26 protein-coding genes and 2 pseudogenes are annotated in these 25,565 nt (G+C 67.0%); 12 read left to right on the top strand and 16 right to left on the bottom strand.

Annotated elements, in window-relative coordinates; all coding sequences use genetic code 11:
* Nucleotides 1–12 precede the first annotated feature (12 nt).
* From ACFXHA_RS32935 to ACFXHA_RS32980, 10 genes and pseudogenes are all read right to left on the bottom strand, one after another.
* Nucleotides 13–1,338 carry a hypothetical protein gene (locus tag ACFXHA_RS32935; protein WP_379363051.1) on the bottom strand — a complete coding sequence of 442 codons (1,326 nt, stop codon included), beginning with the start codon at nt 1,336–1,338 and terminating at the stop codon, nt 13–15.
* The gene (locus ACFXHA_RS32940; RefSeq protein ID WP_379363053.1) at nt 1,338–1,988 is read right to left on the bottom strand and encodes a DUF6084 family protein; all 651 of its coding nucleotides are present in this window, start codon (nt 1,986–1,988) and stop codon (nt 1,338–1,340) included. Before ACFXHA_RS32940 ends, ACFXHA_RS32935 begins: the two co-directional genes overlap by 1 nt.
* Complete coding sequence (locus tag ACFXHA_RS32945) at nt 1,985–2,620, bottom strand: DUF5947 family protein (protein WP_379363055.1); 636 nt, start codon at nt 2,618–2,620, stop codon at nt 1,985–1,987. Before ACFXHA_RS32945 ends, ACFXHA_RS32940 begins: the two co-directional genes overlap by 4 nt.
* Entirely contained in the window at nt 2,617–3,546 is a 930-nt protein-coding gene (locus ACFXHA_RS32950; protein ID WP_379363057.1) for a NifU family protein, read from the bottom strand. The genes ACFXHA_RS32945 and ACFXHA_RS32950 overlap by 4 nt, the downstream gene beginning before the upstream one ends.
* A 26-nt stretch (nt 3,547–3,572) precedes the next feature.
* Nucleotides 3,573–5,369 carry a nickel-dependent hydrogenase large subunit gene (locus tag ACFXHA_RS32955; RefSeq protein ID WP_379363058.1) on the bottom strand — a complete coding sequence of 599 codons (1,797 nt, stop codon included), beginning with the start codon at nt 5,367–5,369 and terminating at the stop codon, nt 3,573–3,575.
* A gap of 13 nt (nt 5,370–5,382) precedes the next feature.
* Nucleotides 5,383–6,438, bottom strand: coding sequence for a hydrogenase expression protein HypE (locus tag ACFXHA_RS32960; RefSeq protein ID WP_379363455.1), 1,056 nt, complete (start codon nt 6,436–6,438; stop codon nt 5,383–5,385).
* Between the two features lie 117 nt (nt 6,439–6,555).
* Nucleotides 6,556–7,371, bottom strand: coding sequence for a hydrogenase nickel incorporation protein HypB (gene hypB, locus ACFXHA_RS32965; RefSeq protein WP_379363060.1), 816 nt, complete (start codon nt 7,369–7,371; stop codon nt 6,556–6,558).
* The gene (locus ACFXHA_RS32970) at nt 7,329–7,703 is read right to left on the bottom strand and encodes a hydrogenase maturation nickel metallochaperone HypA (RefSeq protein ID WP_379363061.1); all 375 of its coding nucleotides are present in this window, start codon (nt 7,701–7,703) and stop codon (nt 7,329–7,331) included. Before ACFXHA_RS32970 ends, hypB begins: the two co-directional genes overlap by 43 nt.
* A 36-nt stretch (nt 7,704–7,739) precedes the next feature.
* A pseudogene (locus ACFXHA_RS32975) lies at nt 7,740–8,126 on the bottom strand (winged helix-turn-helix domain-containing protein); the annotation flags it as partial.
* A 27-nt stretch (nt 8,127–8,153) separates the two neighbouring features.
* A pseudogene (locus ACFXHA_RS32980) lies at nt 8,154–8,921 on the bottom strand (DUF1932 domain-containing protein); the annotation flags it as partial.
* Between the two features lie 302 nt (nt 8,922–9,223).
* Between ACFXHA_RS32980 and ACFXHA_RS32985 the strand changes: the two are divergent.
* From ACFXHA_RS32985 to ACFXHA_RS33025, 9 genes are all read left to right on the top strand, one after another.
* Nucleotides 9,224–10,783: a GMC oxidoreductase gene (locus ACFXHA_RS32985; RefSeq protein WP_379363063.1), complete on the top strand. Its 1,560-nt coding sequence runs from the start codon at nt 9,224–9,226 to the stop codon at nt 10,781–10,783.
* A 95-nt stretch (nt 10,784–10,878) separates the two neighbouring features.
* Entirely contained in the window at nt 10,879–11,106 is a 228-nt protein-coding gene (locus tag ACFXHA_RS32990) for a hypothetical protein (RefSeq protein WP_379363065.1), read from the top strand.
* An 11-nt stretch (nt 11,107–11,117) separates the two neighbouring features.
* Nucleotides 11,118–11,399, top strand: a complete 282-nt coding sequence (locus tag ACFXHA_RS32995) for a hypothetical protein (protein WP_379363067.1) — start codon at nt 11,118–11,120, stop codon at nt 11,397–11,399.
* Between the two features lie 85 nt (nt 11,400–11,484).
* On the top strand, nt 11,485–12,462 hold the full coding sequence (locus ACFXHA_RS33000) for a helix-turn-helix domain-containing protein (RefSeq protein WP_379363068.1): 978 nt from the start codon (nt 11,485–11,487) through the stop codon (nt 12,460–12,462).
* A 243-nt stretch (nt 12,463–12,705) separates the two neighbouring features.
* Nucleotides 12,706–13,902, top strand: coding sequence for a lipase family protein (locus tag ACFXHA_RS33005; RefSeq protein WP_379363070.1), 1,197 nt, complete (start codon nt 12,706–12,708; stop codon nt 13,900–13,902).
* A gap of 95 nt (nt 13,903–13,997) precedes the next feature.
* On the top strand, nt 13,998–14,399 hold the full coding sequence (locus ACFXHA_RS33010; RefSeq protein ID WP_379363072.1) for a VOC family protein: 402 nt from the start codon (nt 13,998–14,000) through the stop codon (nt 14,397–14,399).
* 109 nt (nt 14,400–14,508) lie between these two features.
* A complete protein-coding gene (locus ACFXHA_RS33015; RefSeq protein ID WP_379363074.1) occupies nt 14,509–15,327 on the top strand; it encodes a bifunctional allantoicase/(S)-ureidoglycine aminohydrolase in 819 nt (272 codons plus the stop codon).
* Between the two features lie 16 nt (nt 15,328–15,343).
* Nucleotides 15,344–16,021 carry a tRNA-dependent cyclodipeptide synthase gene (locus ACFXHA_RS33020; RefSeq protein ID WP_379363076.1) on the top strand — a complete coding sequence of 226 codons (678 nt, stop codon included), beginning with the start codon at nt 15,344–15,346 and terminating at the stop codon, nt 16,019–16,021.
* 123 nt (nt 16,022–16,144) lie between these two features.
* Entirely contained in the window at nt 16,145–16,768 is a 624-nt protein-coding gene (locus ACFXHA_RS33025; protein ID WP_379363078.1) for a hypothetical protein, read from the top strand.
* Between the two features lie 38 nt (nt 16,769–16,806).
* Here the strand turns inward: ACFXHA_RS33025 and ACFXHA_RS33030 are convergent, their stop codons facing one another.
* Together ACFXHA_RS33030 and ACFXHA_RS33035 are read right to left on the bottom strand one after the other, a co-directional pair.
* Nucleotides 16,807–18,219: a hypothetical protein gene (locus tag ACFXHA_RS33030; RefSeq protein ID WP_379363080.1), complete on the bottom strand. Its 1,413-nt coding sequence runs from the start codon at nt 18,217–18,219 to the stop codon at nt 16,807–16,809.
* 6 nt (nt 18,220–18,225) lie between these two features.
* Entirely contained in the window at nt 18,226–19,704 is a 1,479-nt protein-coding gene (locus ACFXHA_RS33035; protein WP_379363082.1) for a radical SAM protein, read from the bottom strand.
* 214 nt (nt 19,705–19,918) lie between these two features.
* Between ACFXHA_RS33035 and ACFXHA_RS33040 the strand changes: the two genes are divergently transcribed.
* Nucleotides 19,919–20,683: an SDR family oxidoreductase gene (locus ACFXHA_RS33040; protein WP_379363084.1), complete on the top strand. Its 765-nt coding sequence runs from the start codon at nt 19,919–19,921 to the stop codon at nt 20,681–20,683.
* Between the two features lie 83 nt (nt 20,684–20,766).
* On the opposite strand, the gene ACFXHA_RS33045 is transcribed toward ACFXHA_RS33040, so the two are convergent.
* Entirely contained in the window at nt 20,767–21,708 is a 942-nt protein-coding gene (locus ACFXHA_RS33045; RefSeq protein ID WP_379363086.1) for a hypothetical protein, read from the bottom strand.
* Nucleotides 21,709–21,800: 92 nt separating this feature from the next.
* Here ACFXHA_RS33045 and ACFXHA_RS33050 point away from each other — a divergent pair, with 92 nt between their 5' ends.
* Nucleotides 21,801–22,910, top strand: coding sequence for a lycopene cyclase family protein (locus tag ACFXHA_RS33050; RefSeq protein WP_379363088.1), 1,110 nt, complete (start codon nt 21,801–21,803; stop codon nt 22,908–22,910).
* Nucleotides 22,911–22,999: 89 nt separating this feature from the next.
* The gene (locus ACFXHA_RS33055) at nt 23,000–23,383 is read left to right on the top strand and encodes a hemophore-related protein (RefSeq protein ID WP_379363090.1); all 384 of its coding nucleotides are present in this window, start codon (nt 23,000–23,002) and stop codon (nt 23,381–23,383) included.
* Here ACFXHA_RS33055 and ACFXHA_RS33060 read toward each other — a convergent pair.
* From ACFXHA_RS33060 to ACFXHA_RS33070, 3 genes are all read right to left on the bottom strand, one after another.
* Nucleotides 23,377–24,510 carry a sensor histidine kinase gene (locus ACFXHA_RS33060; RefSeq protein ID WP_379363092.1) on the bottom strand — a complete coding sequence of 378 codons (1,134 nt, stop codon included), beginning with the start codon at nt 24,508–24,510 and terminating at the stop codon, nt 23,377–23,379. The genes ACFXHA_RS33055 and ACFXHA_RS33060 overlap by 7 nt on opposite strands.
* Nucleotides 24,507–25,160 carry a response regulator transcription factor gene (locus ACFXHA_RS33065; RefSeq protein WP_379363094.1) on the bottom strand — a complete coding sequence of 218 codons (654 nt, stop codon included), beginning with the start codon at nt 25,158–25,160 and terminating at the stop codon, nt 24,507–24,509. The genes ACFXHA_RS33060 and ACFXHA_RS33065 overlap by 4 nt, the downstream gene beginning before the upstream one ends.
* A 72-nt stretch (nt 25,161–25,232) precedes the next feature.
* Entirely contained in the window at nt 25,233–25,505 is a 273-nt protein-coding gene (locus ACFXHA_RS33070) for a hypothetical protein (protein ID WP_379363096.1), read from the bottom strand.
* Between the last annotated feature and the right edge of the window lie 60 nt (nt 25,506–25,565).

The raw sequence follows: 25,565 nt of genomic DNA on the forward strand, positions 1-25,565 counted from the left end.
CGGCCCTTCCTTTCATTCGGGCGAGCCGTCGAGCGGCTCGATCTCGTCGGGGGCGAAATACAGGTAGCGGCCGTACCATTCGTGCAGTTCGGCCGCGGGGTCGTCCTCGGCGACCACCCCGATGTGCACCTCGCCGTCCACGTCCTCGTGCACGGTGACGACGCGGGCGGTGCGGCCCGCGTAGAACAGGTCCTGGGCGTCGGCGCGGCGCGCGGGCCGTAGCCGCACCCGGCTGCCCTTCCGAACCAGCGTTCCGCCGATCGGTACCGCGTCGGAGTCGGGTCGGACAGCGTTGTCGGCGAGCGGATCCCACCAGTCGACGCCGTCCGGCACCTCGGGCAGCAGGCGGGGTGACGGCGCGGGTTCGTGCAGCACGCCGTGCAAGTTCGTCAAACGCCCGGCATCCAGACCCTCACAGCGGTCGATGATCTCGGCGGCGAGCGGGTCGGTGGCGCGGGCCTCCCGCTTCTCCTCATCGGTCATGGTCAGCACCCGCAGCGCGAGGATCTCGTCGATCTCGGTGGAGTCGAAGAGCGGGCCCTCGCTCTGGGTGGCGATCTCCGGGTGGTCGTAGAGGATGATCGGGGAGATCAGCAGCAGGCCGGTGTGGCCCTCGGGGCCCGCGAGCACCGGGAAACAGCGGTGCTGCACGCAACCGTCGGCGACCCGGATCGCGTCCGGGGGTGGATCGGTGAGCGACAGGAAGTCGCCGTCGTCGAGTTCGGCGATCAGGTGCGCGCCCAGCAGTGAGCGCGCCACCGCGTCGTCCTTACCGGAGGCGGCCGGACCGGTGTTGCGCAGGACGACACTCACCCGTCGGTAGCCGTCGATCTCCTGCACCGACACCTCGAGTTCGCCGCTCAGCGACCGCCTGGTGCGCACCAGCCGACCCACCTGGCCGCCGGTCTCGTCATGGAGCGTCTCGACCTCACGGGAACCGGCCACGGCGAAGGGAAACACGCTGTCCGCCAAGGGCATCGGTCCGGTGTCGAGCTCGCATTCGGCGGCTTCGTCCCAGCTCAGCCAGGAGCGTCCTGCGGCGTGGAGTTCGGCGACGGGGACACCGGCGGCATTCTCGACCGTGCGGCACTGCAGGTGCAGGAACCGGATGGCGAAGCTGATCCGCGCGGTCGCCGGGGCGTCCACGGGGAATTCGGCCGCCAGCGTCGAGTCCTCCCCCAGCCCGGCGGTGGCTGCGCCCGGCGGGCCGAGCACCCCGAACTGCCAGCGGCACACGTTCTTTCGTGCGCTGGCACGGTAGGGGTAGAGCAGGTAGCCCTCGTAGAGCACCGCGTCGGCGACCGCGCGCGCCGCCGCCCGGGCCGTGTCGGCGCTCATCACGGACTCCCCGGGGCGGCGGCCAGCACGACGCGCACTGCCTCGTCGTAGTCGAGCAGCCCGCGGCTGGTCTTGAACGCGGTCAACGCGTTCAGGGTTTCCTGCGACAGCCGCACCCAGCCCGCGTGCGGGTAGTGCGCGGCCATCAGTTCGCGCCACACCGACACCGGCATGTCGAACTTGTCGTCGCGATCCCACGGCACCTGCTGGACCGCGAAACCCGTTTCACCCCTGATGAATACGGTTCCGCTGAACAGGAACGACAACGGCACGGTGCCGTCGCGCAGGGCGTGCAGATACTTCGAACCGGCGACCTCGAGGTCATAGGTGCACGGCATCGGCAGATCCACCTCGGTGCCGCCGCCGTTGAACCCGGGAACCAGGGTGGTGCAATGCATCCAGAGGAACGACCGCTGGGTGTCGTACCAGCGATCACGGGGGCCGAACAGGTCGGTCAGGCCCGCGCCCTCGGCGTCGGTGTAGGAGCGGCGGTTCGGGTCGATGCGCACCTGGGCGCGCAGCGCGATCGCGTGCACCGGCTCCTCGACCAGCGCCGCGATCCCGACCCGCGCGGTCAGCGTCGGGGTTACCGCGTACGGTTCGGGCCGGATGCCCATGACCGCGAAGGTGATCGAGTAGGCCGGGCTCACGGCGCGCTCCCGGAGGTACGGGCGCGGGCGGTCATGGCGGCGAGGAATTCCTCGATGTAGCGCCGGGCGTCCTGGCCGCCGTCGAAACCGCGCCACAGCAACCGCATGCGCCCGACGAACTCGTAACAGGCGTCGATGGGCAGCAGCAGGCAGGTCGGGTCACCACCGCGCGCGGGCATCCGGATGAGCAGCGCCTCCACATCGGGGGCGGCCTGCGCGAGTTGCGGGTGCCGCGCCAGAATCTCGCTCCACTGCTGTAGCGGCAGTTCGGATTCGGTGGCCCCGGCCGGGCCGGGGTAGAAGGCCACCGTCCGCTCGAGCGCCGAATTCTGGAAGAAGAAGGCCAGGCCCACCGGAATCTGCAGGGCGTCCCACTCGCCCGGCCCGATCCGCACGTCCGGGAAGGTGAGCACACGGTCGGGGACCGCGCGATAGCGCAACGCCGCGTCGCGATCGGTGAACAGCAGATAGCAGGGCCGGCAGACGCACATGAGCTGTCGGCCTTCGATGTTCACCACATGGCTGTGCGCGTCGGTGATCGGTTCCGCGCACATCTCGCAGCGCTCACCGGCCGGACTCGGAGCGGGCCGGGTGTTCGCGAGCCTGCGCAGCACGCCGAAGGTCGGGTTCATCCGGCGGCCTCCACGGGGACCGCGACTTCCGGTGTGCCCGAACGCATCAGCACGGGCAGCGGTTCGAGGTGTCCGTCGCCGTCGAGGCGTGCGCCCGCGTGCACGGCGTCGAAGTGCGCCCGGCATACCGGACAGCGCAGCACGGCATCGCCGATCGCGTGCCCGGGCCGCCGGTGCAGGACCGCCCCGGCCATCGAATTCCCGCAGGACGGGCAGTGATCGCGGTAGACGAACAGTTCGTCACCGACCCGGCAGGCCAGCACCGCGGTACCGGCCAGGGCGAAACCACCGACCTCGCCGGTGCCCAGTTGCGCCAGTTCCGGTGCACCGATCCAGGTGCCGCCGTGATGGCCGTTACCGTTGCCATTGCCGTTGCCGTGCACGCGGGCCAGCAGCGAGTCGGCCGGAATCAGCTTGGGACTCGAATCCGATTCGGTCGCCACCACTTCGATGGTCTCGATCTCGGGTGCGGCGGCTCGCACCGCATCTTCGACCGCCAATTCCAGGGTGACCGACGACGACGGACACGTACGGCAGCTGCCGCTGAAAGCCAGCCGCACCACACCGTCCGTCACCTCCAGCACGTCCACGTCGCCGCCGTGCGAGCCGAGGTACGGGCGCACCCCGTCCAGGGCGGTGCGCACCCGGGTGACCGCGTCGTGCGGATGCAGGCCGTGCACCAGCAGCAGGCTGGCCACGAGTTCGTCGCGGGCCAACTGCTCGACCGCGTCCGGGTCGAGCAGTCGCATAATCCGTTCCAGCCCAGCGCCGTACAGGCCGACGACCTCGCCGACCAACTGTTCGGCCCGTTCGCGCGCGACGGCCCCGGCGGCGGAACTCGCACCCAGCAGGGTGTCGATCCGCTCACCGGCGCCGCGCCAGTGATCCGTCTCCGGAGCCTCGTGGTCGTCGGGTCGCTGATTCACCGCGCTCGCCTCCCGTCGCCCGGCCGCTATTCGGCGGTCAGTGCCTGGGTGGGTGAGTGCAGCAGCTGCAAGGACTTTCCACCGCCCAGATACATGTGGACGCCGCACGGCAGACAGGGATCGAAGCTGCGCACGGTGCGCATGATGTCGATGCCCTTGAAGTGCTCGCGATCGTTCTCCTCGAAGATCGGCTGCCCCTGCACCGCGTCCTCGTACGGCCCCGGCGTACCGAAGCTGTCACGCGGGTTGGCGTTCCAGGGGGTGGGTGGATACGGGTGGTAGTTGGCGATCTTGCCGTCGCGAATCACCATGTGATGCGACAGCACCCCGCGAACCGCCTCGGTGAAACCGCACCCGATGCCTTCGTCGGGTACCTCGAACGGCTCCCACGTCTTCGTACGCCCGGCCCGGATCTCGGCCAGCGCCTGCTCGGCGAAGTGCAGGGCGCAGGCCGCCGCGTACGCCTGGAAGTAGGTGCGCGCCCGATTGCGTTCGATGGTGTTGCTACCGAAAGCCGGTATCTTCCATTCGAATTCGACCGGACCCTTGAGCGCGGTCTTGGGCAGGTTGATCTGCACGCTGTGCCCGGTGGACTTCACGTAGCCGATATCGACCAGCCCGGCCAGGGCCGTCGACCACAGCCGTGCCAGCGGTCCGCCGCCGGTGTCGAGGGCCAGATGGTCCTTGCCGTCGAACCAGCGTGGCGACATCACCCAGCTGTACTTGTCCTCGAGGTCGCGTTTCTGCGGCTTGGGGTTGGTGTGCTGGTTCCAGGGGTGACGACGGTCCACCGGATTGCCCAGCGGATCGTGCGTGACGAACATTTCCTGGTCGGTCCAGTCGTCGTAATACGAACTGCCCAAAAGGATTCGGATACCCAGGTTGATGTCGACCAGCGAGTGGGTGACGAGTTTGCCGTCCACCACGACGCCGGGGGTCACGAACATCTTGTTACCCCAGTTCTCCATGTCCTTGTAGGCGAAGTTGCACACCTCCGGGTCCTGGAAGGAGCCCCAGCAGCCCAGCAGGGTGCGGCGCAGGCCGACCTTGTCGTAGCCGGGCAGCGCCTCGTAGAAGAAGTCGAACAGGTCGTCGTGCATCGGCACGACCTTCTTCATGAACTCGACGTAGCGCATCAGGCGCGACATGTAGTCGGTCATCAATTGGATGGTGGCGACCGTGCCCACCCCGCCGGGGTACAGCGTCGAGGGATGCACGTGGCGGCCCTCCATGAGACAGAACATCTCTCGCGTGTACCGGCTGACCTGCAGGGCCTCGCGATAGAACTCGCCGGTGAAGGGATTGAGCGCACGCATGATGTCGGCGATGGTGCGGTAGCCGTGCGCCTGCATGTGCGGCGCCTCGGTCTTCTCGGCCATGGCCAGCACGCTCGGGTTGGTCTCGGCGACCATCTTCTCGCAGAAGTCCACCCCGACCAGGTTCTCCTGGAAGATGTTGTGGTCGAACATGTACTCGGCGGCCTCGCCCAGATTAACGATCCACTCGCCCAGATGCGGCGGCTTCACCCCGTAGGCCATGTTCTGGCAGTAGCACGAACAGGTGGCGTGGTTGTCACCGCAGATGCCGCAGATGCGGCTGGTGATGAAGTGCGCGTCACGAGGATCCTTGCCGCGCATGAAAATCGAGTAGCCGCGGAAGATCGAAGAGGTGCTGTGGCACTCCACCACCTCCCGATTCGCGAAGTCGATCTTCGTGTAGATGCCCAGACTGCCGACGATGCGGGTGATCGGATCCCACGCCATCTCGACGAGAGCGTCCGGTTCGATCTTGCGGTGCGACGGTTGGGGAATGATCTCGGTCATCGGATTGCCTTCCCTACCAGGTCCGGACCGCGCCGGACTCCAGCTTGTCGCCCTTGTGCCGCCAGCTCGGCTCCTTGTCCACGGTGCGACCGGTGATGTGGCGCAGACTGCGAATCACCGAGCCGTACAACCCCGACGCCGTCGAGGACAGCTTGCCGCCGGGCGGCTCGTCCATGAACGGCATGAACTTGTCCGGGAAGCCGGGCATGGTGCAGCCGATGCAGATGCCGCCCACATTCGGGCAGCCGCCCACGCCGTTGATCCAACCGCGTTTGGGCACATTGCATTTCACGACCGGACCCCAGCAGCCCAGTTTCACGATGCATTTCGGCGAACCGTATTCGGTGGCGAAATCGCCCTGCTCGTAATAGCCCGCACGGTCGCAACCCTCGTGCACGGTCGCGCCGAAGAGCCACTTGGGGCGCAACGCCTCGTCGAGGGGGATCATCGGGGCCTGACCGGTGGCCATGTAGAGCAAGTAGGTCAGGGTCTCGGAAAGGTTGTCCGGATGGATCGGGCAGCCGGGCACGCACACGATCGGTACGCCCGCCTTGGATTTCCACTCCCAGCCGAGATAGTCGGGGACGCCCATCGCGCCGGTCGGATTGCCGGCCATGGCATGCATGCCGCCGTACGTCGCGCAGGTGCCGACCGCGACGACCGCGGTCGCCTTGGGGGCCAAACGATCCAGCCACTCGCTGGTGGTCATCGGCTGTCCGGTTGCCGGGTTATTGCCGAACCCACACCAGTAGCCTTCGTCGTGCAGGGACTCGTTCGGAATCGAGCCCTCCACGACCAGCACGAACGGTTCGAGTTCGCCGCGGTCGGCCTTGAAGAACCATTCGAGGAAGTCGTCGGCTCCCCCGGTCGGGCCGCACTCGAAATCGATGAGCGGCCAATGCACAGCGATTTTGGGCAAGCCAGGCAGGGATCCGAGAGCGATCTCTTCGATGCTGGGTTGGGTGGCGGCAGTCAGGGCCACCGAATCGCCATCGCAACTGAGTCCGGCGTTGATCCAGAGGACGTGGATCAACGTTTGCTCGGCGTTGACTGCTTCTTTAGTAGGCATACTCATGCCACCCTTCGGAAGCGGTTCACAAGATGCCGGTCATCGCCGTGTCCTCGAAAACAACCGATCTAGATGTGAGCCTGATCACGTCAGTCTAGGCCCGCTGCAAGGACACCTTCAAGGGCGCTTCACATCCTGCGAACGGTGCGCCGAGAGCCAGTCGTACCATTGCGTCACACCAGCACCGGTGGTTGCCGAGACCGCCAGAATTTCCACCGCCGGGTTCACCTGCCGCGCGTATCCGGTGAAACGATCGAGGTCGAAATCGACGTACGGCAGCAGATCGATCTTGTTGACCAGCACCAGGCTCGCCACCGAGAACATGTGCGGATACTTCAGCGGTTTGTCGGCGCCCTCGGTCACCGAGATCACCACGACTTTGCCGTACTCGCCGAGATCGAACAGCGCCGGACACACCAGATTGCCGACATTCTCGATGAACAGCAGGCTGCCGGGCGCGGGATCGAGCAGGTCGAGGGCGCGCCGGGTCATGGTCGCGTCCAGATGGCAGCCCGCGCCGGTATTGATCTGGGCCACTTTGCAACCCGTGGCCATGATCCGCTCGGCATCCAGCAACGTCTCCTGATCGCCCTCGATGACCGCGACCGGCACCCCCGCGAGCTCCTGGATCGTCCGCACCAGCAAGGTCGTCTTACCCGCGCCCGGCGAACTCGTCATATTGATCGCGAGCATGTCGCGCGCCTCGAGCCAGGCCCGATTCTTCTGTGCCAGTAGATCGTTCTTGGCCAGCACCTTCTGTTCGAGCGAGATCGTATCGGTGACCGGCAGGTGCACGTGATCGGCTCCGTGCGCATGGTCATGATCGTGGTCGTGGTGGGCATGACCGTGATCGTGTTCGGCACCGGGTAGATGTTCGTGCGGGATGGTGATCAGTCCCGCCGAATCGCCCCCACATCCGCAGGTTGCGCACATGGCTCGCTCACCTCCATCGATCGGATTCGCAGCTCCTGTCCCCCGGTGACCTCGACATCGGCACTGCCGCAGGCGCACAGCAGGATCAGGTCGGGCAGCGGGAAGGCGGAACCGCAGGTTCGGCACCGCGCGGTGCCGGGAACAAGGTGGATCTCGAGACTCGCGCCCTGCGCGACGGTCCCCTCGGCGGCGAGCTCGAAGCAGAATCGCATCGCGTCGGGTACCACCGCACACAGGGCACCGACGTCGAGCGTGACGCTATGGACGGTGCGACCGGCCGCAACCTCGCCGACGGCATCGACAACACTCTGAGTAATCGCCATCTCGTGCACAGCGATCTCGTCTCGTCGAGAAGAACTTCTCCCAAGCTACGCCCCACCGCACCACCCCGCACCCGGATCAGGCGCGGGCCTCAGCATGTATCCAACGCCGCGCACGGTGTGGATCATGGGCTCGCGGCCGAGGTCGATCTTCTTGCGCAGATACGACACATACAGTTCGACGACGTTGGAGCGGCCGCCGAAGTCGTAGCTCCAGACGCGGTCCAGGATCTGGGGTCTGCTCAACACTCGGTTCGGGTCGCGCATGAAGCAGCGCAGCAGCTCGAACTCGGTGGAGGTCAGCATGATCGACTGCCCGGCACGGGTGACCTCGCGCGTGTCCTCATCCAGAACGAGCTCACCGACCACGAGTCGGTCACCGTGAATCACTGGGCACCGCGCGCGGGACATCACGCCCGATACCACCCCGGTGCGAGTTTCCGCCAGGACGCGCAGCGCGTCGCGGGTGGCCGCCGCGATGTGCGGGGTCACGCCCAGTTCGACCAATTGCAGTGCGGCGGACTCTATTTCATCGATCCGGCGGACCGCGTGCCGGTGACTGCCGACGATCAGCCCTTCGATCAGGTTGGCGTCGAGGTCCAAGAATTCTGTGGTCAGACGCTGCCGGAACCACTCGGCACATCCGGCGGCGTGGGCACCCGCCATCGCCTCGACCACCGCCGCGGCCAACGCCTTGTAGACGATGCCGCACAACAGCTTTCGCGTGCTGGCCGCCCCGATCGGTCCATCGACCTCCTCCACCGTGAGGCCGAGATCGGTCATCGTGTCGACGAAGAGCGCCGCGGCGGGGCCGGAAGCCGCCATCGGAGCGCGCGGACCGGTGCCGAGCACCGGGGCCATGATCGCCACGTCGACCAGTACGCCACCGGCGCTCTCGACCAGCGCGGCCAACTGGACCTTCAAGGCCGGTGTCGCGGTATTGGCTTCGGCCCACAGGGTTCCGGGGCGCAGCGCGGGCAGGGCGGCCCGCGCCGCTTCCAAGGCCCGTGCGCCGGTGGTCAGGCTGAATACCAGCTCCGCGTCCGACACCGCGTCCGCATCGTCGCGCCGCTGTGAAACTCCGCGTGGTGCGGCGACATTCGGATCGAAGCCGCGAACATCCGCACCCAGGGCGACGAGATCGAGGGCGAATCGCGTGCCGGTCTCACCGAATCCGAGCACTGCCACCCGGGGTGTGCTCCCACAGACTGCCGCGAAATTCTCCCGCATGCTGCCTCCTTCGAACTCCAGGGCGCTCACCCTAAGCCGCGGAATCGAAACGGTGGCCAACAGAACGCTATTCACAGCCGGCACATAGAAATCGCCGCTCGCACAGCGGTGTTCTCATATCGAATTCATAGCCGCGAACCGATCGACTGATCGACCGCCGTGGATAGAGTTCCGCGCACGCCGACTCGGGGTCGGCGGGTACGAAGGGATTTGTCATGCGCAGCAGCGTTTTTCGTCGATCGAGCCGAGCGGGAACGCAGCCTCGGGGAGTTTCGCGGCGACGCTTTCTCGCCGGAACCGGAGTGGCGATCGGCGCACTCGCGCTGGGACCGGCGGCGTGGCTGGCCAAGGCGGCCGCGACCATCAGCGACGGCGATACCGTCCCGATTCTCATCATCGGCAGCGGCTACGGCGGTGCGGTCGCGGCCCTGCGGCTCACCCAGGCCGGGAAGAAGGTGGCGATGGTCGAGATGGGCCAGAGCTGGACCACCGCCGGATCGGACGGAAAGATCTTCTCCAACATGATCTCTCCGGACAAGCGGTCGTATTGGTTCCGGACGGAGACCGATCAGCCCGTCGGCTATTTCCTCGGCGTCTCGGCCAACAGCGCCATCAGCCCCGCCTACGCCGGTGCGCTGGACTCCGAGCATTTCGCGGCGACGCGCATCTACCAGGGCCGGGGTGTCGGCGGCGGATCCCTGGTCAACGGCGGGATCGCGATCGAGCCCAAACAGACCTATTTCGAAGCGGTACTGCCCTCGGTCGACGCGACCGCGATGTACTCCACCTACTATCCGCGCGCCCGGACCAGCCTGGGCGTCAACGACATCGATCAGACCTGGTACGGCTCGGCCGACTGCTACAAATACAGCCGGGTCAGTGTCACGACCGCGAAGAACGCGGGATTCTCGACGGCGTTCCTGCCCAATGTGTACGACTTCGCGTACATGAAGAAGGAGCAGGCGAATACCGCGACACGGTCGGCGCTCGACACCGAATGCATCTACGGAAACAATTACGGCAAACAGTCGCTCGACAAGACCTATCTCGCGACCGCCGCCGCGACCGGCAATCTGTCGATCTCCGCACTCCACAAGGTCACTACCGTCGCTCCTGCGACAAGCGGTTACTCGGTCACCATGACGCAACTCGACACCGCGGGAAACACGGTGGCCACCAAGACCGTCACGGCCGCCAAGGTGATATTCGCTGCGGGCAGTGTCGGCACCAGCAAGCTGCTGGTCACCATGAAAGCCCTGGGCAAACTGCCGGATCTCGCAGACGCGGTCGGCACCGGCTGGGGCAACAACGGCAATGTGATGGTCGGGCGCGCCGGCTTGGATCTGACCGGATCACTGCAATCCACGATTCCCGTAGTGGGGATCGACAATTGGTCGAGCAGCACCGGACCCGTCTACGCCGAAATCGCGCCCTTCCCGACGAACACCGAGAACGGGGTCAATCTGTATCTGGCCATCACGAAGAACGCGAATCGGGCCGCCTTCACCTACAACTCCACCACCGGCGGCTGCGATCTGTCCTGGCTGGCGTCCTACACCGCGCCGTCGATCGCCGCGGCCAAGGCGATGTTCGATGTGATCAATGCCAAGGCGACCACCGTCTACCGGTCGGATCTGTTCGGCACCGACAAGACCTGGGGCGACGACTTCGTCTACCACCCGCTCGGCGGCTGCGTATTGAACAGTGCCACCGACAATTACGGCAGGCTGACCGGCTATTCGGGGCTCTACGTGATGGATGGATCCCTCGTACCGGGCAGTCTCGGCGTCAATCCCTTCCTCACCATTACCGCGCTCGCCGAGCGCAATATCGAGCAGATCATCGCCAACGACTCCTTCTGAGCGCCGCCGAGCGGCTCACAGCTCGCTCCTAAGTCGCGCCAATCTCGCGCTGACGTTGCACCACAAGGATTCTCGCTGACGATAGGAGAACATCCATGACCCACTCGAAGTTCGCGCGAATCGCCGCCACCGGCGCGGTCGCCTTCGGATTGCTCGGTGCCGCAGCGGGTATCGCGAGCGCCGATCCGGCACCCGATCAGCCCGGCGGTCCCGTCCCCGCACAGCAGTGCCCGCCGCCCGCGGACTCGCAGGGCCAACCGCCGCAGGGCCAACCGCCACAAGGTCAGCCGCCGCAGGGGCAACCGCCGCAGTGCCCGGCGTAGGGAGAAGCATCGTGCCGATTCCGACTGCCACGCAGATGACGTTCGCCCGAGGTGCTGCCGCGTTGGCCGGTCTCATCGCTGTCGCCGTGGCCTCGACACTCGACGGTCGCCCGGCGATCGTCGCCGACGGATGGGACGTCGGGTCGGCGGTGTCACCCTTCGGTGTCGCCGCGGGCTCGTCCACCGGTTCGTCCCACAAGTGCCTCGCCACCGGCTCGGCCGTCAGCATCAGCGGCGAGTCGGACGTGACCTGTCAACCATCCTCGACGACAGCTACGACCAGCACGGAGTAACAACCCCCCGCACCGATCCCCCCGTGGGCGGTACATTCGAGCACGTTTGCCACGCAGTATCAGCTTCTACCTGAAGAGGTTCTGCATGACCGTGCACGGGATGATCGAGGCACGCCGGGAAGAGCTTTCGTCCCGGGACGCCGACGAGGCCGTTGCCTTCGTGACCCAGATGTACTCGGACAACGCACTGCGGTTCTGGAATGCCCCGCCGCAGTGCCGCGTTCGCACCAGCGCCGTGATGTGGGGCGACGTCATCGCCACCGAGATCCGCAGCACGATCGGCTACACCTGCCACATCGCACCGCTGCACGACCACGTCTACTTCGAGCGGTCACTGCGCGGGCGAGCCCGATTGCGGGGCGGCGGCAACGACTTTCAACAACACCGCAACGATCTGGTGGTGTTTCCGGTCGGGGTGCCGATCATCGCCGACTGCGACAGCCACGACGTCAACCTGCTGCACATCCCCTACCCGATGCTCACCGATCTGGCCGCCCAGTCCGGAATCGAGCCCGCCGCCTTCCGTTTCACCTCGCTCGAACCCAGAGATGTACGCAGCCAACGATTCTGGGGCCGATTGTTCGACCTGACCCACCACGAGCTGACCGACCAGGATTCCCCGGTGCTGACCGAACTGGTGGTCCAGAATCTCACCCGCACCCTGGCCGCCGCGGCCCTGGCGGTCTTCCCCAACACCACCATGGACCTGCATCTGCAACCGGGTCCGGGCACGGTGCCGACCTCCGCGATCCAGCGCGCCGTCGACTACATCCACGCCAATCCCGCCTCCCCGATCACCGTGGTCGAACTCGCGACCCACGCCGGAACCAGCGTCCGCGCATTGCAGAACGCGTTCCGCACCCAGCACGACATGACCCCGTTGGAATATCTGCGCCTGGTCCGTCTCGATCGCGCCCGCGCGGACCTGCAGGCCTCCGAACCCAGCGACGGCGATACGGTCGCGGGCGTGGCCGCCCGCTGGGGCTTCACCAATCCCGGCCGCTTCTCGCAGGTCTACAAGCAGGCCTTCGGCCGTTCCCCTAGGCACGAACTGCGCCACTGAGCGCTGTGGAAAACACGCGCTCCAGGTCCCATCCGGCGAGCGGTCCGTTCCGATACTCTACTGTCCGGTCCGATTCGACCGGCGCTGTGCGAGTTGTGACCGCATCGTGCCGGAAGACCATGGCGCGTAAACGAACTCGTGAATCTTTCCCTCTGCTGGACAACTGCTGCACAACGGAGAGGCGCGATGTACCACGGCATGTTCTCTGACGTCTCAACAATATTCGGACGAACCGGGCATTGGGTGCTGCTGGGTAGCGTGGTGCTGCTGGCGGCGCTGGGCACGGGAGTCGGTCCGGCCCGGCCCGAACCCGTCCAGCCCGCCGACGACCCGTTCTACGCGGCCCCCGCCGATCTCGCCGCGCACGCGCCGGGCTCGATCCTCAACCGCCGTGAGATCTCGATGTTCGGTCTGCCGCTGCGGGTGTCGACCTGGCAACTCCAATACCGGACCACCGGCCCCGACAACCGGCCGGTCGCCGCCGTCGCCACCGTGCTCGCCGCCGCCTCTCCGTGGCCCGGTCCCGGCGCGCGACCACTGCTGTCGTATCAAGTCGCCGAGGACAGCCTCGGCACCCGCTGCGCCCCCTCCTTCGCCCTGCACGGTGGCCGGGACTCGTCGATCTCGAGCACGGTGATCGACACCCCCTTCGTGATCGACGCCCTGCGGCGCGGCTGGGCCGTGGTCGTCCCCGACTACGAGGGCCCCGAATCGCGCTTCCTCGACGGCGTGAACTCCGGCCGCGCCGTCCTCGACGGCCTCCGCGCCGCGCGCGCCTTCTCCCCCGCCGGCCTGAGCACCGCCAGCCCGATCGGCGCCTGGGGCTACTCCGGCGGCGCGTTCGCCACCATGTGGGCCGCCCAGTTACACCGCACTTACGCCCCCGAACTACCCATCGCCGGCATCACCGCGGGCGGCATCCCGACCGACCTCGCCACCATCGCCCGCAATGCCGACGGCGGCCCGCAAGCCGGCCTGAGCATGCTGATCCTGCTGGCATTGCTCCGCACCAACCCGGCCTCCGACCTGACGGCCCTGCTCAACGAACGCGGCCGAGCCGCAATGATTTCCGAGGCCGCCAGCTGCGGCATCGACATGATGTCGCGCTACTCCGCCACTCACCTCGACGATTTCTCCCAAACCCCCGATCTGCTGTCCCACCCCTCGTTCCTGGCCGCCGCACACCGCCAGGACCTCGGCAACACCATCCCCGACATCCCCCTGTACCTCTACCACGGCACCAACGACGAAGTGGTCCCCGTCGAGGGCTTCGACACCCTCCTCCACCGCTACTGCACCCCTGGATCCACCGTGGTGGCCCACCATTCCGGCGCGGTCGGCCACAACGGGACAGCCATCGCCGAAGCACCCGGCGGAATGACCTACCTGGCCAACCGATTCGCCGGAGAACCCCTCACCCCCGGATGCGCGCTGTCCTGACCGAGCGCGGGAACCAACCGTCGTCCCGGTCAGTTACCACCGTGGCGGACCTGGTCCGCCACGATGGAAAACAGCTCAGCCACAGAGGAGTTCCCGTGACCAGCCCCACCGGTTTCGCCAATGCCGTCTACCCGGTAACCGATCTCGATGCGAGCGTCGCAAGCTTCACCGCACTGCTCGGCGCCGAGCCGATCTTCCGCACCGGCGACTACGCCATGTTCGCCATCGGTCTCGCCCTCTCCTCCAAGCCCTGGGTCAACCATCCGCTGCCGTTCTGGACCGTGGACGACCTCGCGGCTGCTCACAAGGCATTGCTCGCCACGGGCGCAACAGCTTTGGGTGAGATCGCCGACGGTTCCCTCGCGGAACTGGGCACCGCACCGATCACCAACGGCGACCCCGCCACCGGCATCGTCGACATGCCCGGCAGCCGCCTGGCCGTCGTCCGAGCACCCGACGGCAACCTCCTGGCTCTCCACCAGACGGTCGGCTGGTAGCAGCCCGCCGAGCCCGGGTAAAAGGACATGCCGGATCCCGCTACGCGGGGTCAGGCATGTCGGTTCGCACGATTGTGTCCACCGAGCATCGGTGCATACGGTGATCCCCATGAGTGAGCCGACTTACTACGCACCCGCTGGCGGTCTACCGGCACAGACCGAGTTGCTGACCGGCCGGGCCGTGGTCAAGGAGGCCTATACGGTCATCCCGCGCGGGGTGCTTCGCGACATCGTGACCAGCAATCTGCCCGGCTGGACCAACACCCGGACCTGGATCCTCGCGCGGCCCATCGCCGGATTCGCCACCACCTTCGCGCAGTACATCGTCGAGGTCTCGCCCGGCGGCGGCAGTGCCGAGCCGGAGCCCGAGCGCGGCGTCGAGTCGGTGTTGTTCCTGCTGTCCGGGACCCTGAACGTCATCATCGACGGCGACAAGCACACCCTCACCGCGGGCGGCTACGCCTACCTGCCCGCCGGCGAAACCTGGTCCGTGGCAAACGATTCCACCGACGTCGCGACCTTCCAATGGGTCCGCAAGGCCTACGAGCCGCTCGCGGGCTACACACCGCGCGCCTTCGCGGTGCAGGAGCAGGACGTCGAGCCGACGCCGATGCCCGGCACCAACGGCGCCTGGGCCACCACCCGATTCGTCGACCCCAACGATCTCGCCCACGACATGCACGTCAACATCGTCACCTTCGAGCCCGGCGCGGTGATCCCCTTCGCCGAGACGCATGTGATGGAGCACGGCATCTACGTCCTCGAAGGCAAGGCGGTCTACCGTCTCAACGACGACTGGGTCGAGGTCGAGGCGGGCGACTTCATGTGGCTGCGCGCCTTCTGCCCGCAGGCCTGCTACGCCGGCGGCCCGGGCAAGTTCCGCTACCTGCTCTACAAGGACGTCAACCGCCAGATCAAGCTGACCTGATTGCTAGCATGTCGCGGTGGATGACCGGGCTGTTCAGCCGCTGACCGCGAACTGTGCACACATCTTCGAGGGGCGGGGCCACCTCTGCCTGGGCATCAGCCCTTTCAACAGCTACTTCAAGCGCGCGCGGATAGCGGAATTGACCCGGTGGGCCGCGGATGAATTCCACCGGGTTCAGTTCCATGTGCCGGATGTGCCCTCCGAATACACGCTGCAGGCAATAGGATTCCCGGCGGAAAAGGCGAGGCGGCGCGCGCACGAGAACGGCTCGAAGATGCGCAATCGCATTCGCGATGCCCTCGACTCGGCCGGGTTGGACGGCCTGGACGCACGGGTCCTCGATTGGAAGTACCTGAGTACCAACCCCGCGTTTCTCGACTTGCACAAGCGGACGCACTATCTCTTCGACACCGATCCGGTGTTCCGCGCCCTGTGCCTGGACACCACGCGAGACGTGCTGCGACACCGCCTCCCCGACGGTGTGGAACCGGATCGACGGCAATGCGACATCGCGGTCGAATACTTCATCGCCGACATACCGCTGCTGATCGACACCCCGGCCATCGTCGGCGTCACCTCATCCCTCTACGCCTATCACCGCGCGATTCCTTTTATCGAGGCCCTCTACAACCGCGAACTCCCGCTGCGCCCGCACCCCACCCAGGGCTACCTGATCATCGGCGAAATCGCCTGAGAGGGAACATAACGCGAGCAATGCGAGGCGGGCTATTGCCTCCGCGATCATGCCGGAGCAGGCTGAAGTGCATCGGTGGCGTCACCGAGGCGCCACCCCCGCAAACGAGGAGGTGGATCGAACGTGTTCGCACGCTCCAGCACGATTCAGGCGCGACTGTCCTCTATCGATGCCGGGATCGAGTACATGCGCGATCAAGTGATGTCCGATTTGGCCGACCTGCCCGGATGGATCGGTCTGTCGCTGCTGGTCGACCGGTACTCCGGCCGATGCATCGTGACCACGGCATGGGAATCCGAACAGGCGCTGCACGACAGCGCGAACCAGGTCGTCCCGATTCGCGACCGCGCCGCCGCACTGTTCGGCAGTACCGGCGCACAGGTCGAAGAATGGGAGATCGCCGTCCTGCACCGCGACCATCCCGCCACCGAGGGCGCCTGCGCACGCGTCACCTGGGCCCGAACCACCCCGGATCGCCTCGACGCCGCGATCAGCGGCTTCCGAGACGGTGCCCTGCCACGCATGGAGGACCTCGACGGGTTCTGCAGCGCCAGCCTCCTGATCGACCGCGCAACCGGCCGCTGCGCGTCGTGTGGCTCGTTCGACAGTGGCGAGGCCATGGCCCGCAACCGGGACCAGGCCACAGATATCCGCAACGCCGCCACCGGGCAAGCCGGTGTCGAAGTGACCGAAGTCAGCGAATTCGAACTGGCCCTCGCACATCTGCGCGTGCCCGAATTGGTGTGACCCGCAACGGGGCGGCGCTGCCGCGACAGCGCCGCCTCTCACCGAATTCGACGGGCGAGATCGAGCAAGATGTCCTGCCACGCCCGCCGGGAGAACCGGTCCTCGACGAGCAGCGCATTGGCATGAAGCGCAGTGGTGCACGAGGAATCGGCGTGGGCCGATCGAACGAGTAGATCAACGAACATGTCCGCGGCCGCGGCGAGGTCCGCGCCGGTGGTGGCGAAGCGGGCGCAGGTGAAGGTAGTGCCGTAGAACTCGGCGAAGGCCGCATATTCGGTGGCGGCACAGGGTATTCGGGCGCAGGCGGCCAGAGCCGGCCCGAGGCCGACGGTCTCCACATCGGGCACGGACGGAGTGAACAGGACTCCACCCCCGGTGACACGGGCGAGCCGGAGCAGATCGATCTCGTCCAGATGCCAGCGCCCCGTCCGATCGCGAGTGGTTCCGAGCGGCACACCATCGAGAAACCGGACGTGACTGCCGATTCCGAGATCCTCGGCGAGCATCCGGACTTCGGTGGCGTAGTCGGGATCTTCGTCGAGGCTGCCGAAGATCAACAAGTACGGAATCGGGTGTCGCCGGCGCACGCAGCGGGCGATCACGGCGTGATGGAAGCGCAACGCCACGTCCACGCCCTTGACCCGGAAGACCCGCACCGGGTCGAGCAGGATCGGCCGGTCGAGATCCAGGCCGAGCTGTGCGGCGGCCTCGCGATGCCGGATTTCGATCGAATCCGGTACCGCGGGAAGGATATTCGGTGCGACCCGGGGAATCAGTTCGGTGCCGTACCCAGCAGCCTCCCGAGCCAGCGCCTCCGAGACCACGATCCACCGGATGTGCTCGGCATCGGGTGGAACCGGGGTCGCCGCGTTCGGTGCGCCCGGATAATGCCGTTGCCCGGCGTCGGCATCCCAGACCGCGCACGAGCCGAACAGGTCGTGGTCCCAGATCACCAGGCCGCCCGGACGTTCGCGGTAATACTCCGCCGCGGCGGAGTAGAGAGCGCTGGTCACGAATACCGCGTCCGAGAGTGTGGTGTTCAGGGCGAACACCCAGTCGGGGCGATGCTGCGCGAACCAACCGGCGAAGTGTTCGGTGTAGAGCTTCTCCAGGGCAGCCGAGCGAGCCAGCACGGTGTCGCGCACCGACGATTCCAAGGTGTCGAAACGCACCACCGCGCGGCGGATCTCGTCGATCTCCGCGGCCAGCCAGATCGGATCGAGGTGCGCGACAGCGGGATTGGCGGCCACGGTCAGCCACGGCGGCACCACCGCACCGGGCGAACCGGCCGGAAAGAAGCGCTTCTTGTCCGGCCGCCACGAGTATCCGAGGTCGGCCGGCACCGGGCCGTCGACGACACCCAACTCGCGGCCGAGGTCGAGGACATTGCGAAACACGGTCAACAGCCCGGATACCGGTAGCCCGTCGCCGGACACCAAACCTATTCGCATACAACCTCAGACGATATCGGTGGCCATGATCGCCTCGACCAGCGTGCGGCCCGGATCGGTCAGGGTGACGGTGGCCGCGGTGGCGTCGACCGTGACCAGACCGCGGTCGGCCAGTCCCCCGAAGATCGAACCCCAATGCTCGTCGAACAGGGACGCGCCCGCGAATCGGCTCCGATGCAGCTCGTCCCGCAAAGGCTGGCAGGTCGACAGCGCCATCCGGACGGCCCGCACTTCCCGTTCGGGTGCGCTGATCCGGGTAGCCGACCGGAGCGGCAGCCGGCCCGCCGCGAGGGCGGCGAGATAGTCGCGGGGCGCGTGGTGAGTGTTGGCTTCGGAGAGGTTGCTCCAGGCGTAGGCACCCAGACCGATCCCGAGTTGCGGAAACTGCCTGTCCTGATCCAGATTCAGGGACCGCCAGTACTCGGGCCCCACCGAACGCTTCGGAAAATAGGTCGCCGGATACTCGACGTAGCCGGACGCGGCAAGCAACCGATCGAACTGTTCCCGCATCTGAAACTGTTCACCCAGCGACGGCCACCGGAATCCCTGCTCGGCGACCTCGCGGCGCACCGCCGGATTCTCCCAGGCGGCCGGACTCTCGTGTCCCACAGCCGTATTCACCTCGTGGAACGACCGCAGATGGAGCTTGATCGCCACCACGGTATCGAAATCCAATTCGATCATCGTCCGGATATCGGCGAGGAAACCGTCCACCGTCTGCCCGGGAATCCCGTACAGCAGATCACCGTCGATTCGTTCGAAACCCAGTTCCCGGGCCTGCCGGACCACTCGCCGGGCGTCGGCCCCGGTATGCCGGCGATGGGCGATGCCGAGTAGGCGATCGTCGAATGTCTGCATGCCGTATGTCAGTTCGTGGAAGCCCAGCGCTGCGAGGCCACCGATCACCTCGCGGGTCAGTGAATCCGGACTGCCCTCGGCCTGCAGCAATGTCTCGCCGGTGAAATTGAAATTCTGGCGATAGAAGCTCAGTAGCCGTTCGATCTCCGGCATCGGTACCGCCGTCGGGGTTCCGCCGAAAAGACAGAACTGTCCGACCGGCACTCGCCCCAACTCGGGCACTGCCTCCAACCATAGGGCGGCCTCGGCCAGATTCGCGTCCACCCACTCCGTTGCCTTGGCTACCTGCCGCGATTCCCCCGTGGGCAGCACCATGATCGGAAACTGACAGAAATGGCACCGATATCGGCACAGTGGAATGATCGTCCACAGATGCAGCGGCTCGCCCCGGGCAAGTTCACGGTTGAAGTCGGCAAGAAACCGCTCCGTCGGATACGCGATATCGTCGCCCGGGAAGACGTGAGTGAACGCCTCTTCGTACACATAATCCAACAGCCGCTCATTGAGCGGATCACGCAGCAGGTCAACCACTTCCGGAACCGGATAACCACTGTCGAGAACACCGAGTGTGGCCAGCGCGGCAGCACGCCTATGACTGGAAACCTTGAAGTCGCCCGTCTCCGTCACCGCAGCCCCCTGAGCATCGGATCCCGGAGTAATCCTATCAAACAAGGGGCGCAACGCATTTCCGTTTACAGGCACTGGATCCGTTACACCACACTCACTTTCGCGGAGTGGGAGTTCTGCTGCGCCGTCGCGGGGGCCGGGCACTCGCGGCCATCATCGGCCAACCCCATCCTCCGGCCCGACACAGGAAAGGACTGAAGTAACGTGCCTGCACATGAGTGACGACTTGGTGGGCAAGAGTGCGTTGGTGACCGGGGCCAGCCGCGGGATCGGGTTCGGGGTGGCGAGCGAGCTGCTTCGACGCGGGGCCAATGTGGTGATCTCGGCGCGGAAGGTGGAGGCGCTCGAGGAGGCCGCGGAGCGGCTTCGGGGGCTCGGGTATCCCGGCAAGGTGGTCGCGGTCGCCGGTAATTCCGGGGATGCGGCGGCACGGGCCGAGCAGGTGCGGACGGCCGTCGAGCAGTTCGGATCGCTGGATGTGCTGATCAACAACACCGGCATCAACCCGGTGTACGGCGCGCTGATGGAGGCCGATCTGGAGGCCGTGCGCAAGATCTTCGACGTGAATGTCGTTGCGGCGCTCGGCTATGTACAGGAAGCGTACAAGGCGTGGATGGGTGAGCACGGCGGCGCGGTGGTGAACGTGGCCAGCGTTGCGGGGCTGCGGTCCACCGGGGTCATCGCCGCGTATGGGGCGTCCAAGGCGGCGCTGATTCGGCTCACCGAGGAACTGGCCTGGCAGTTGGGGCCGAAGATCCGCGTCAATGCGGTGGCGCCGGGCGTGATCAAGACGAAGTTCGCCGATGCGTTGTACTCGGCGGATGAGGAGGCCGCGGCCGGGGTGTACCCGATGAAGCGGCTGGGCACGCCGGAGGATGTGGCGGCGCTGATCGGGTTCCTCGCCTCCGGCGAGTCCGCGTGGATCACCGGCACCACCGTGCGCGTGGACGGTGGACTGTTGGCCACCGGCGGCATCTGAGCGGCTCCGGCTCGAATGCACGTGCCCGGCACCGGGATTCGGTGCCGGGCACGCGGCATTTCCGTGCGGAAGGCACTGGCGGCTCAGCGGAAGGCCAGGGCGTCGATCGTGTCCGAGCTCCGGTACTTCAGGTACTTGGTGACGGTCGCCTCATCCACCGAGGCGGTGGCGGTGGCCTCGGTGATCACCAGGAACGTGCCCTGGTCGCCGTCGATCCACTTGCCGGTTTCGAAGTCGGCGATATAGCTGCCCTTGGGCATCACCACATCGGTGTCGTCGTAATTGCCGCTGGCCGCGGACGCCTTGTCGGCGTCGGACATGGTGAGCACCAGCTGGGTCAGCATGAGCTCACCGTTCTCGGCCTTCCACGCCATCTCCGAGGCGGCCCGGCAGCCCAGTCCGGTCAGCTTGCCCGCCTTCTCGATCTGCGCGCACGAGTCGTAGTCGCGGCCGGAGACGTAGCTGGCCTGCAGGGCCACTCCGCCCAGTTTGAAGTTCCAGTCCTGGCCGTATTCGGTGTAGCTGAAACGCTTGCCGGCGGGCGCGGCCTTACTGGTCGTCGGCGCGCCGGTACGGGTGGTGAGTGGCGCGGAGGTGGTCGAGGTCGCCTCGGTCGTCGAGGGGGCGGCGGTCTGAGAACCGTTGTCCCCCTTCGAAACCAGCACGATCCCGCCGACCGCGATGGCCAGCACGACGATCGCGGCCACCACCACGCCGACGATCAATCCGGTCTTCGATTTCGGCGGCCCGGGCGGCGGAAATCCCTGCGGCTGCCCATAGCCCGCGCCGGGCGGGAAGCCCGGCGGCTGTGCGGGCATCGGGGCCTGCGCATACCCGGGCTGTGGAACGTACCCGGCATCCTGCGGATACCCTTGTTGCGCAGTCCAATTGACCTGCGTCTGCTGCCAGCCCTGATCGACCGGCGCCGCCTCCCCGGACTGCTGCGTGGGCTGATCCCACCAGTCCGGATTCGGTTCCTGCCCCGGAACATTCGAACTGCCACCGACACCGGGCGGATACGTCATCTGCTCACCTTTCGCGACCCAAACGGACCCTCCCCGGCCCGGCACACCTTCCCGAAGCGTATGCGGACCACACGGCATGATCCAATCACCCGGTGACCGACGATCTGCTCATCTGCGGTGCGGGCCCCGCAGGGCGGGCCCTCGCCCACCGTGCGATCGCGCACGGGCTCACGGTCACGCTGATCGATCCGCGGCCCGAGCGGCGCTGGACGCCCACCTACGCGGCCTGGGCCGACGAGCTGCCGGACTGGGTCGCGCCCGAGGCGATCGCCGCCACCGTGGACCGGCCCGTCGCCTGGACGCACCGGCGGCTCGAACTGGATCGACGCTATGTCGTCTTCGATACCGCGGCGCTACAGGACTCGCTGGACGTATCGGGTGCGCGGCTGCTCGCGGATCGGGTCACCGAGATCACCCCCGCCGCCCGCCACACCGCGCACGGCCTCGATCTGCCGTCGGTCCGGCTGGCTTCGGGCCAAGTCCTGCCGGGGGCGCGCATCATCGACGCCCGGGGAATCGGCCGTTCGGCAGAGCTGGCCGAACAGACCGCATTCGGGGTGATCGTCGAGCGTGCGCAGTGGCCGGACGCGGACACCTACTTCATGGACTGGCGCGACGACAACGGCGCGGCAGCGGACGAGCCCCGCTCGTTCCTGTACGCGGTACCCCTCGGAGACGACCGAGTCCTCTTGGAGGAGACCTGCCTCGCCGGCCGTCCCGCGCTCTCCCCCGACCTGCTGCGCGACCGCCTCCACCACCGACTGCGTTCCCGTGGCATCGGTCTCACCGGCGAGGAACCCGTCGAGCGGGTGCGTTTCCCACTCCACGGCGGCCGTGCGACCAGCTCCGCGTTCGGCGCGGCTGGCGCACTCACCCATCCCGCCACCGGCTACAGCGTGGCGACCGCCCTGCGTCTGGCGGACGCCACCGTCGCGGGCGATCCGACCTGGCCGGGTTCGGCACGCGCCGTACGTTTGTTGCGCCAGGCCGGATTACGTGCCCTGCTGGCCCTGCCGCCCACCGATATCCCGGTCTTCTTCGACGCCTTCTTCGCCCTCCCGCCCGCTGCCCAGCGCGCGTATCTCTCCGGCCACGACGACCTGCCCGGCACCACGTCGGCGATGACGAAACTCTTCCTCGCCCTGCCCTGGCGACTACGCCGCCGACTGGCCGCCGCCGTCACCCTCCCCTCAATTCCCTAGCGCCCCACAAACACCCCGATTGGTGGACTGTTCCCCGGGCCGCGAAACAACCTGTGCGGCCCGGACATCCAACGAAGGGTCTTCGGAACATGACACGGATCAGCACCCGACTCGTTCTCGCCGGCAGCGGACTGGCGATCGCGGGATCGCTCCTGATTCCCGGGCTGGCCTCCGCGCAGCCGGCGAACGGGTCCGGATTGCTCGACACCACCTGCACCTACGCCCAGATCGATGCCGCGCTGCGCGCGCAGGCACCGGACGCGGCCGCCAAGCTGGACGGCGACGCGAACAAGCAGGCCCGGTTGCAGGAGCTGTTGAGCCTGCCGGTCGATCAACGCAAGGCCAAGGCGCAGGAGTACCTCGACGCGCATCCGGAAGCGCGAGACAAGATGCAGCAAAAGCGGAACTCACCGGAGTTCCAGCAGAAGAAGGCGGCCATGCAGGCCGTCCTCGACGGCTGCCACAACTACTGAGCCGACCGCGGCAGGGTGACGGTGACGGTGAGCCCGCCTTCGGGCCGGGCCACCGCCCGCACCTCGCCGCCGTGGGCGTGCGCCACCGAACGCACGATCGACAGTCCCAGACCCACATTGCGGGCCGCGCTCGCCAGCCGCTGCGCGGACTCCAACCGGCGAAACGGCTCGAACAGCCCCTCCACCTCCGATTCCGGCACCGCCGGGCCGATGTTCTCCACGACCACAACGGCTTTCGCCGCCTCCGTGCGAGTGGCGACCCGCACCCAGCCGCCGGGCACGTTGTAGCGGACGGCGTTGTCCAGCAGGTTCTGCACCAGCCGCTCCAGCAGCACCGAATCACCGAGCACCGACGCGGTTTCCGGCTCGCATCGAATCTCGACGCCGTCCCCGCCGCCGTGGGCGGTCAGTTGCCCGGCCAGCTCGCCCAGATCCACCGGGCTGTACTCGGTGAGCTGCTGCTCGCTGCCCGCCAGCACGAGCAGGCCGTCGATCAGCCGTTCGTGCCGCTGATTGACCTCGAGCAGCGTCTCCCCCAGCCGCCGCGTCGACTCCGGCACCTCCGGATCGCTCAACGCCACCTCGATGAGCGTGCGGTTGATCGTGAGCGGAGTCCGCAATTCGTGCGAGGCATTGGCGACGAACCGCCGCTGCCCGTCGAACGCCCGATCCAGCCGCTCCAGCATCGCGTCGAAAGTGTCGGCCAGATCCCGGATCTCGTCGGCGGGACCCGACAGCGCGATGCGCTCGTGCAGACTGCGATCCGCCACCCGCCGTGCCGTCAGCGTGATCTGCTGCAATGGCCGCAGGGCCCGCCCCGCCACCAGCCAGCCGAAGCCACCGGCCACCACACCGAGCAGTCCCAGCGCCATCAGCGACCGGAACAGCATGGTCCGCAAGGTCTCCCGCCGGATCTGCTCGGCCTGAGATGCCAGCGCCGAAATGACCTCGTGCGGGATCGTCACGTGCCGTGCGGCCAGATACTGCCGCGCGAGCCCCTGCGCATTGGCACCCGGCCGCCGACCCATGAACTGATAGAGGTTCAAATACATCAGCGCGATCAACAGCGCCCCGGCGAGCAGAAACGCCACCGCGTACAGCAGGGTCAGCCGGGCCCGGATACTCATCGCAGGCGATACCCGACGCCGGGTTCGGTGTCGATCACCGGCGGATCCCCGAGCTTCCGCCGCAACATCATGATGGTGTAGCGCACCACCCCCGTGAACGGGTCGATGTGCTCATCCCACGCCTTCTCGAGCAGCTGCTCCGCCGACACCACCCCGCCGTCGGCCCGCAGCAACTCGGCCAACACCGCGAATTCCTTGCGCGACAACGGCACCGGCACACCCGCCCGAGTGACTTCGAACCGGTGCGGATCCAACCGAATCCCCGACCGCTCGAGTACCGGCGGGGCGGCCAGGCGGGCGCGGCGGCCCAATGCCTGCACCCGCGCAACGAGCTCGGCGAACGCGAACGGCTTGGTCAGATAATCGTCGGCACCGAGCCCCAGCCCCGCAACCCGCTCGGCCACCGCGGTCGCCGCCGTCACCATCAGAATTCGGGCCTCGCCCCGCCCGATCAACTCCGCGCACACCTTGTCCCCGGACACCATGGGCAGATCCCGATCCAACACCACCACGTCGTAATCGTTGACCCCCGCATGCTCGAGCGCCGCCGCCCCGTCCAACACCACATCCACCGCCATCGCATGCCGCCGCAACCCACGCGCAATAGCGTCGGCCAACAGCTGCTCATCCTCGACCACCAGCACTCGCATCCGATCATGGTGCGCATCCGACCTGTTAGGACGCTGTGAGGATCCGATGGATCGCGCCACGACACCGGCCCGCTAGGCACGCACCAGGGTCACCCCGGCGGCCACGATCCAGGCCGCCCAGCCCAGCCAGCCGACGAAACCGATGAAGGCACCCTTCCCGGTGCCACTAGCGTTATACGGGCTGATCGATGCCGAGACGAAAAGCAATGCCGCGCTGACGTATCCGAGCACGACCTGCCACACCGCCAAAAACCCCGTCGCGGCTCCGGCGGCGCTGAACCCGAGCAGGGCCAGGGCCAGAAAGACCTGGTTGAAGCCGAGCAGGACGTTGCTGAGGGTCCACAACCGGCGATACTGTCCCGATTACGGGCGGCCCCTTCCGCCATCCCGAACCGCAGCGCTTCC

The sequence above is a fragment of the Nocardia sp. NPDC059240 genome (assembly GCF_042753865.1).
Taxonomy (GTDB): Bacteria; Actinomycetota; Actinomycetes; order Mycobacteriales; family Mycobacteriaceae; genus Nocardia.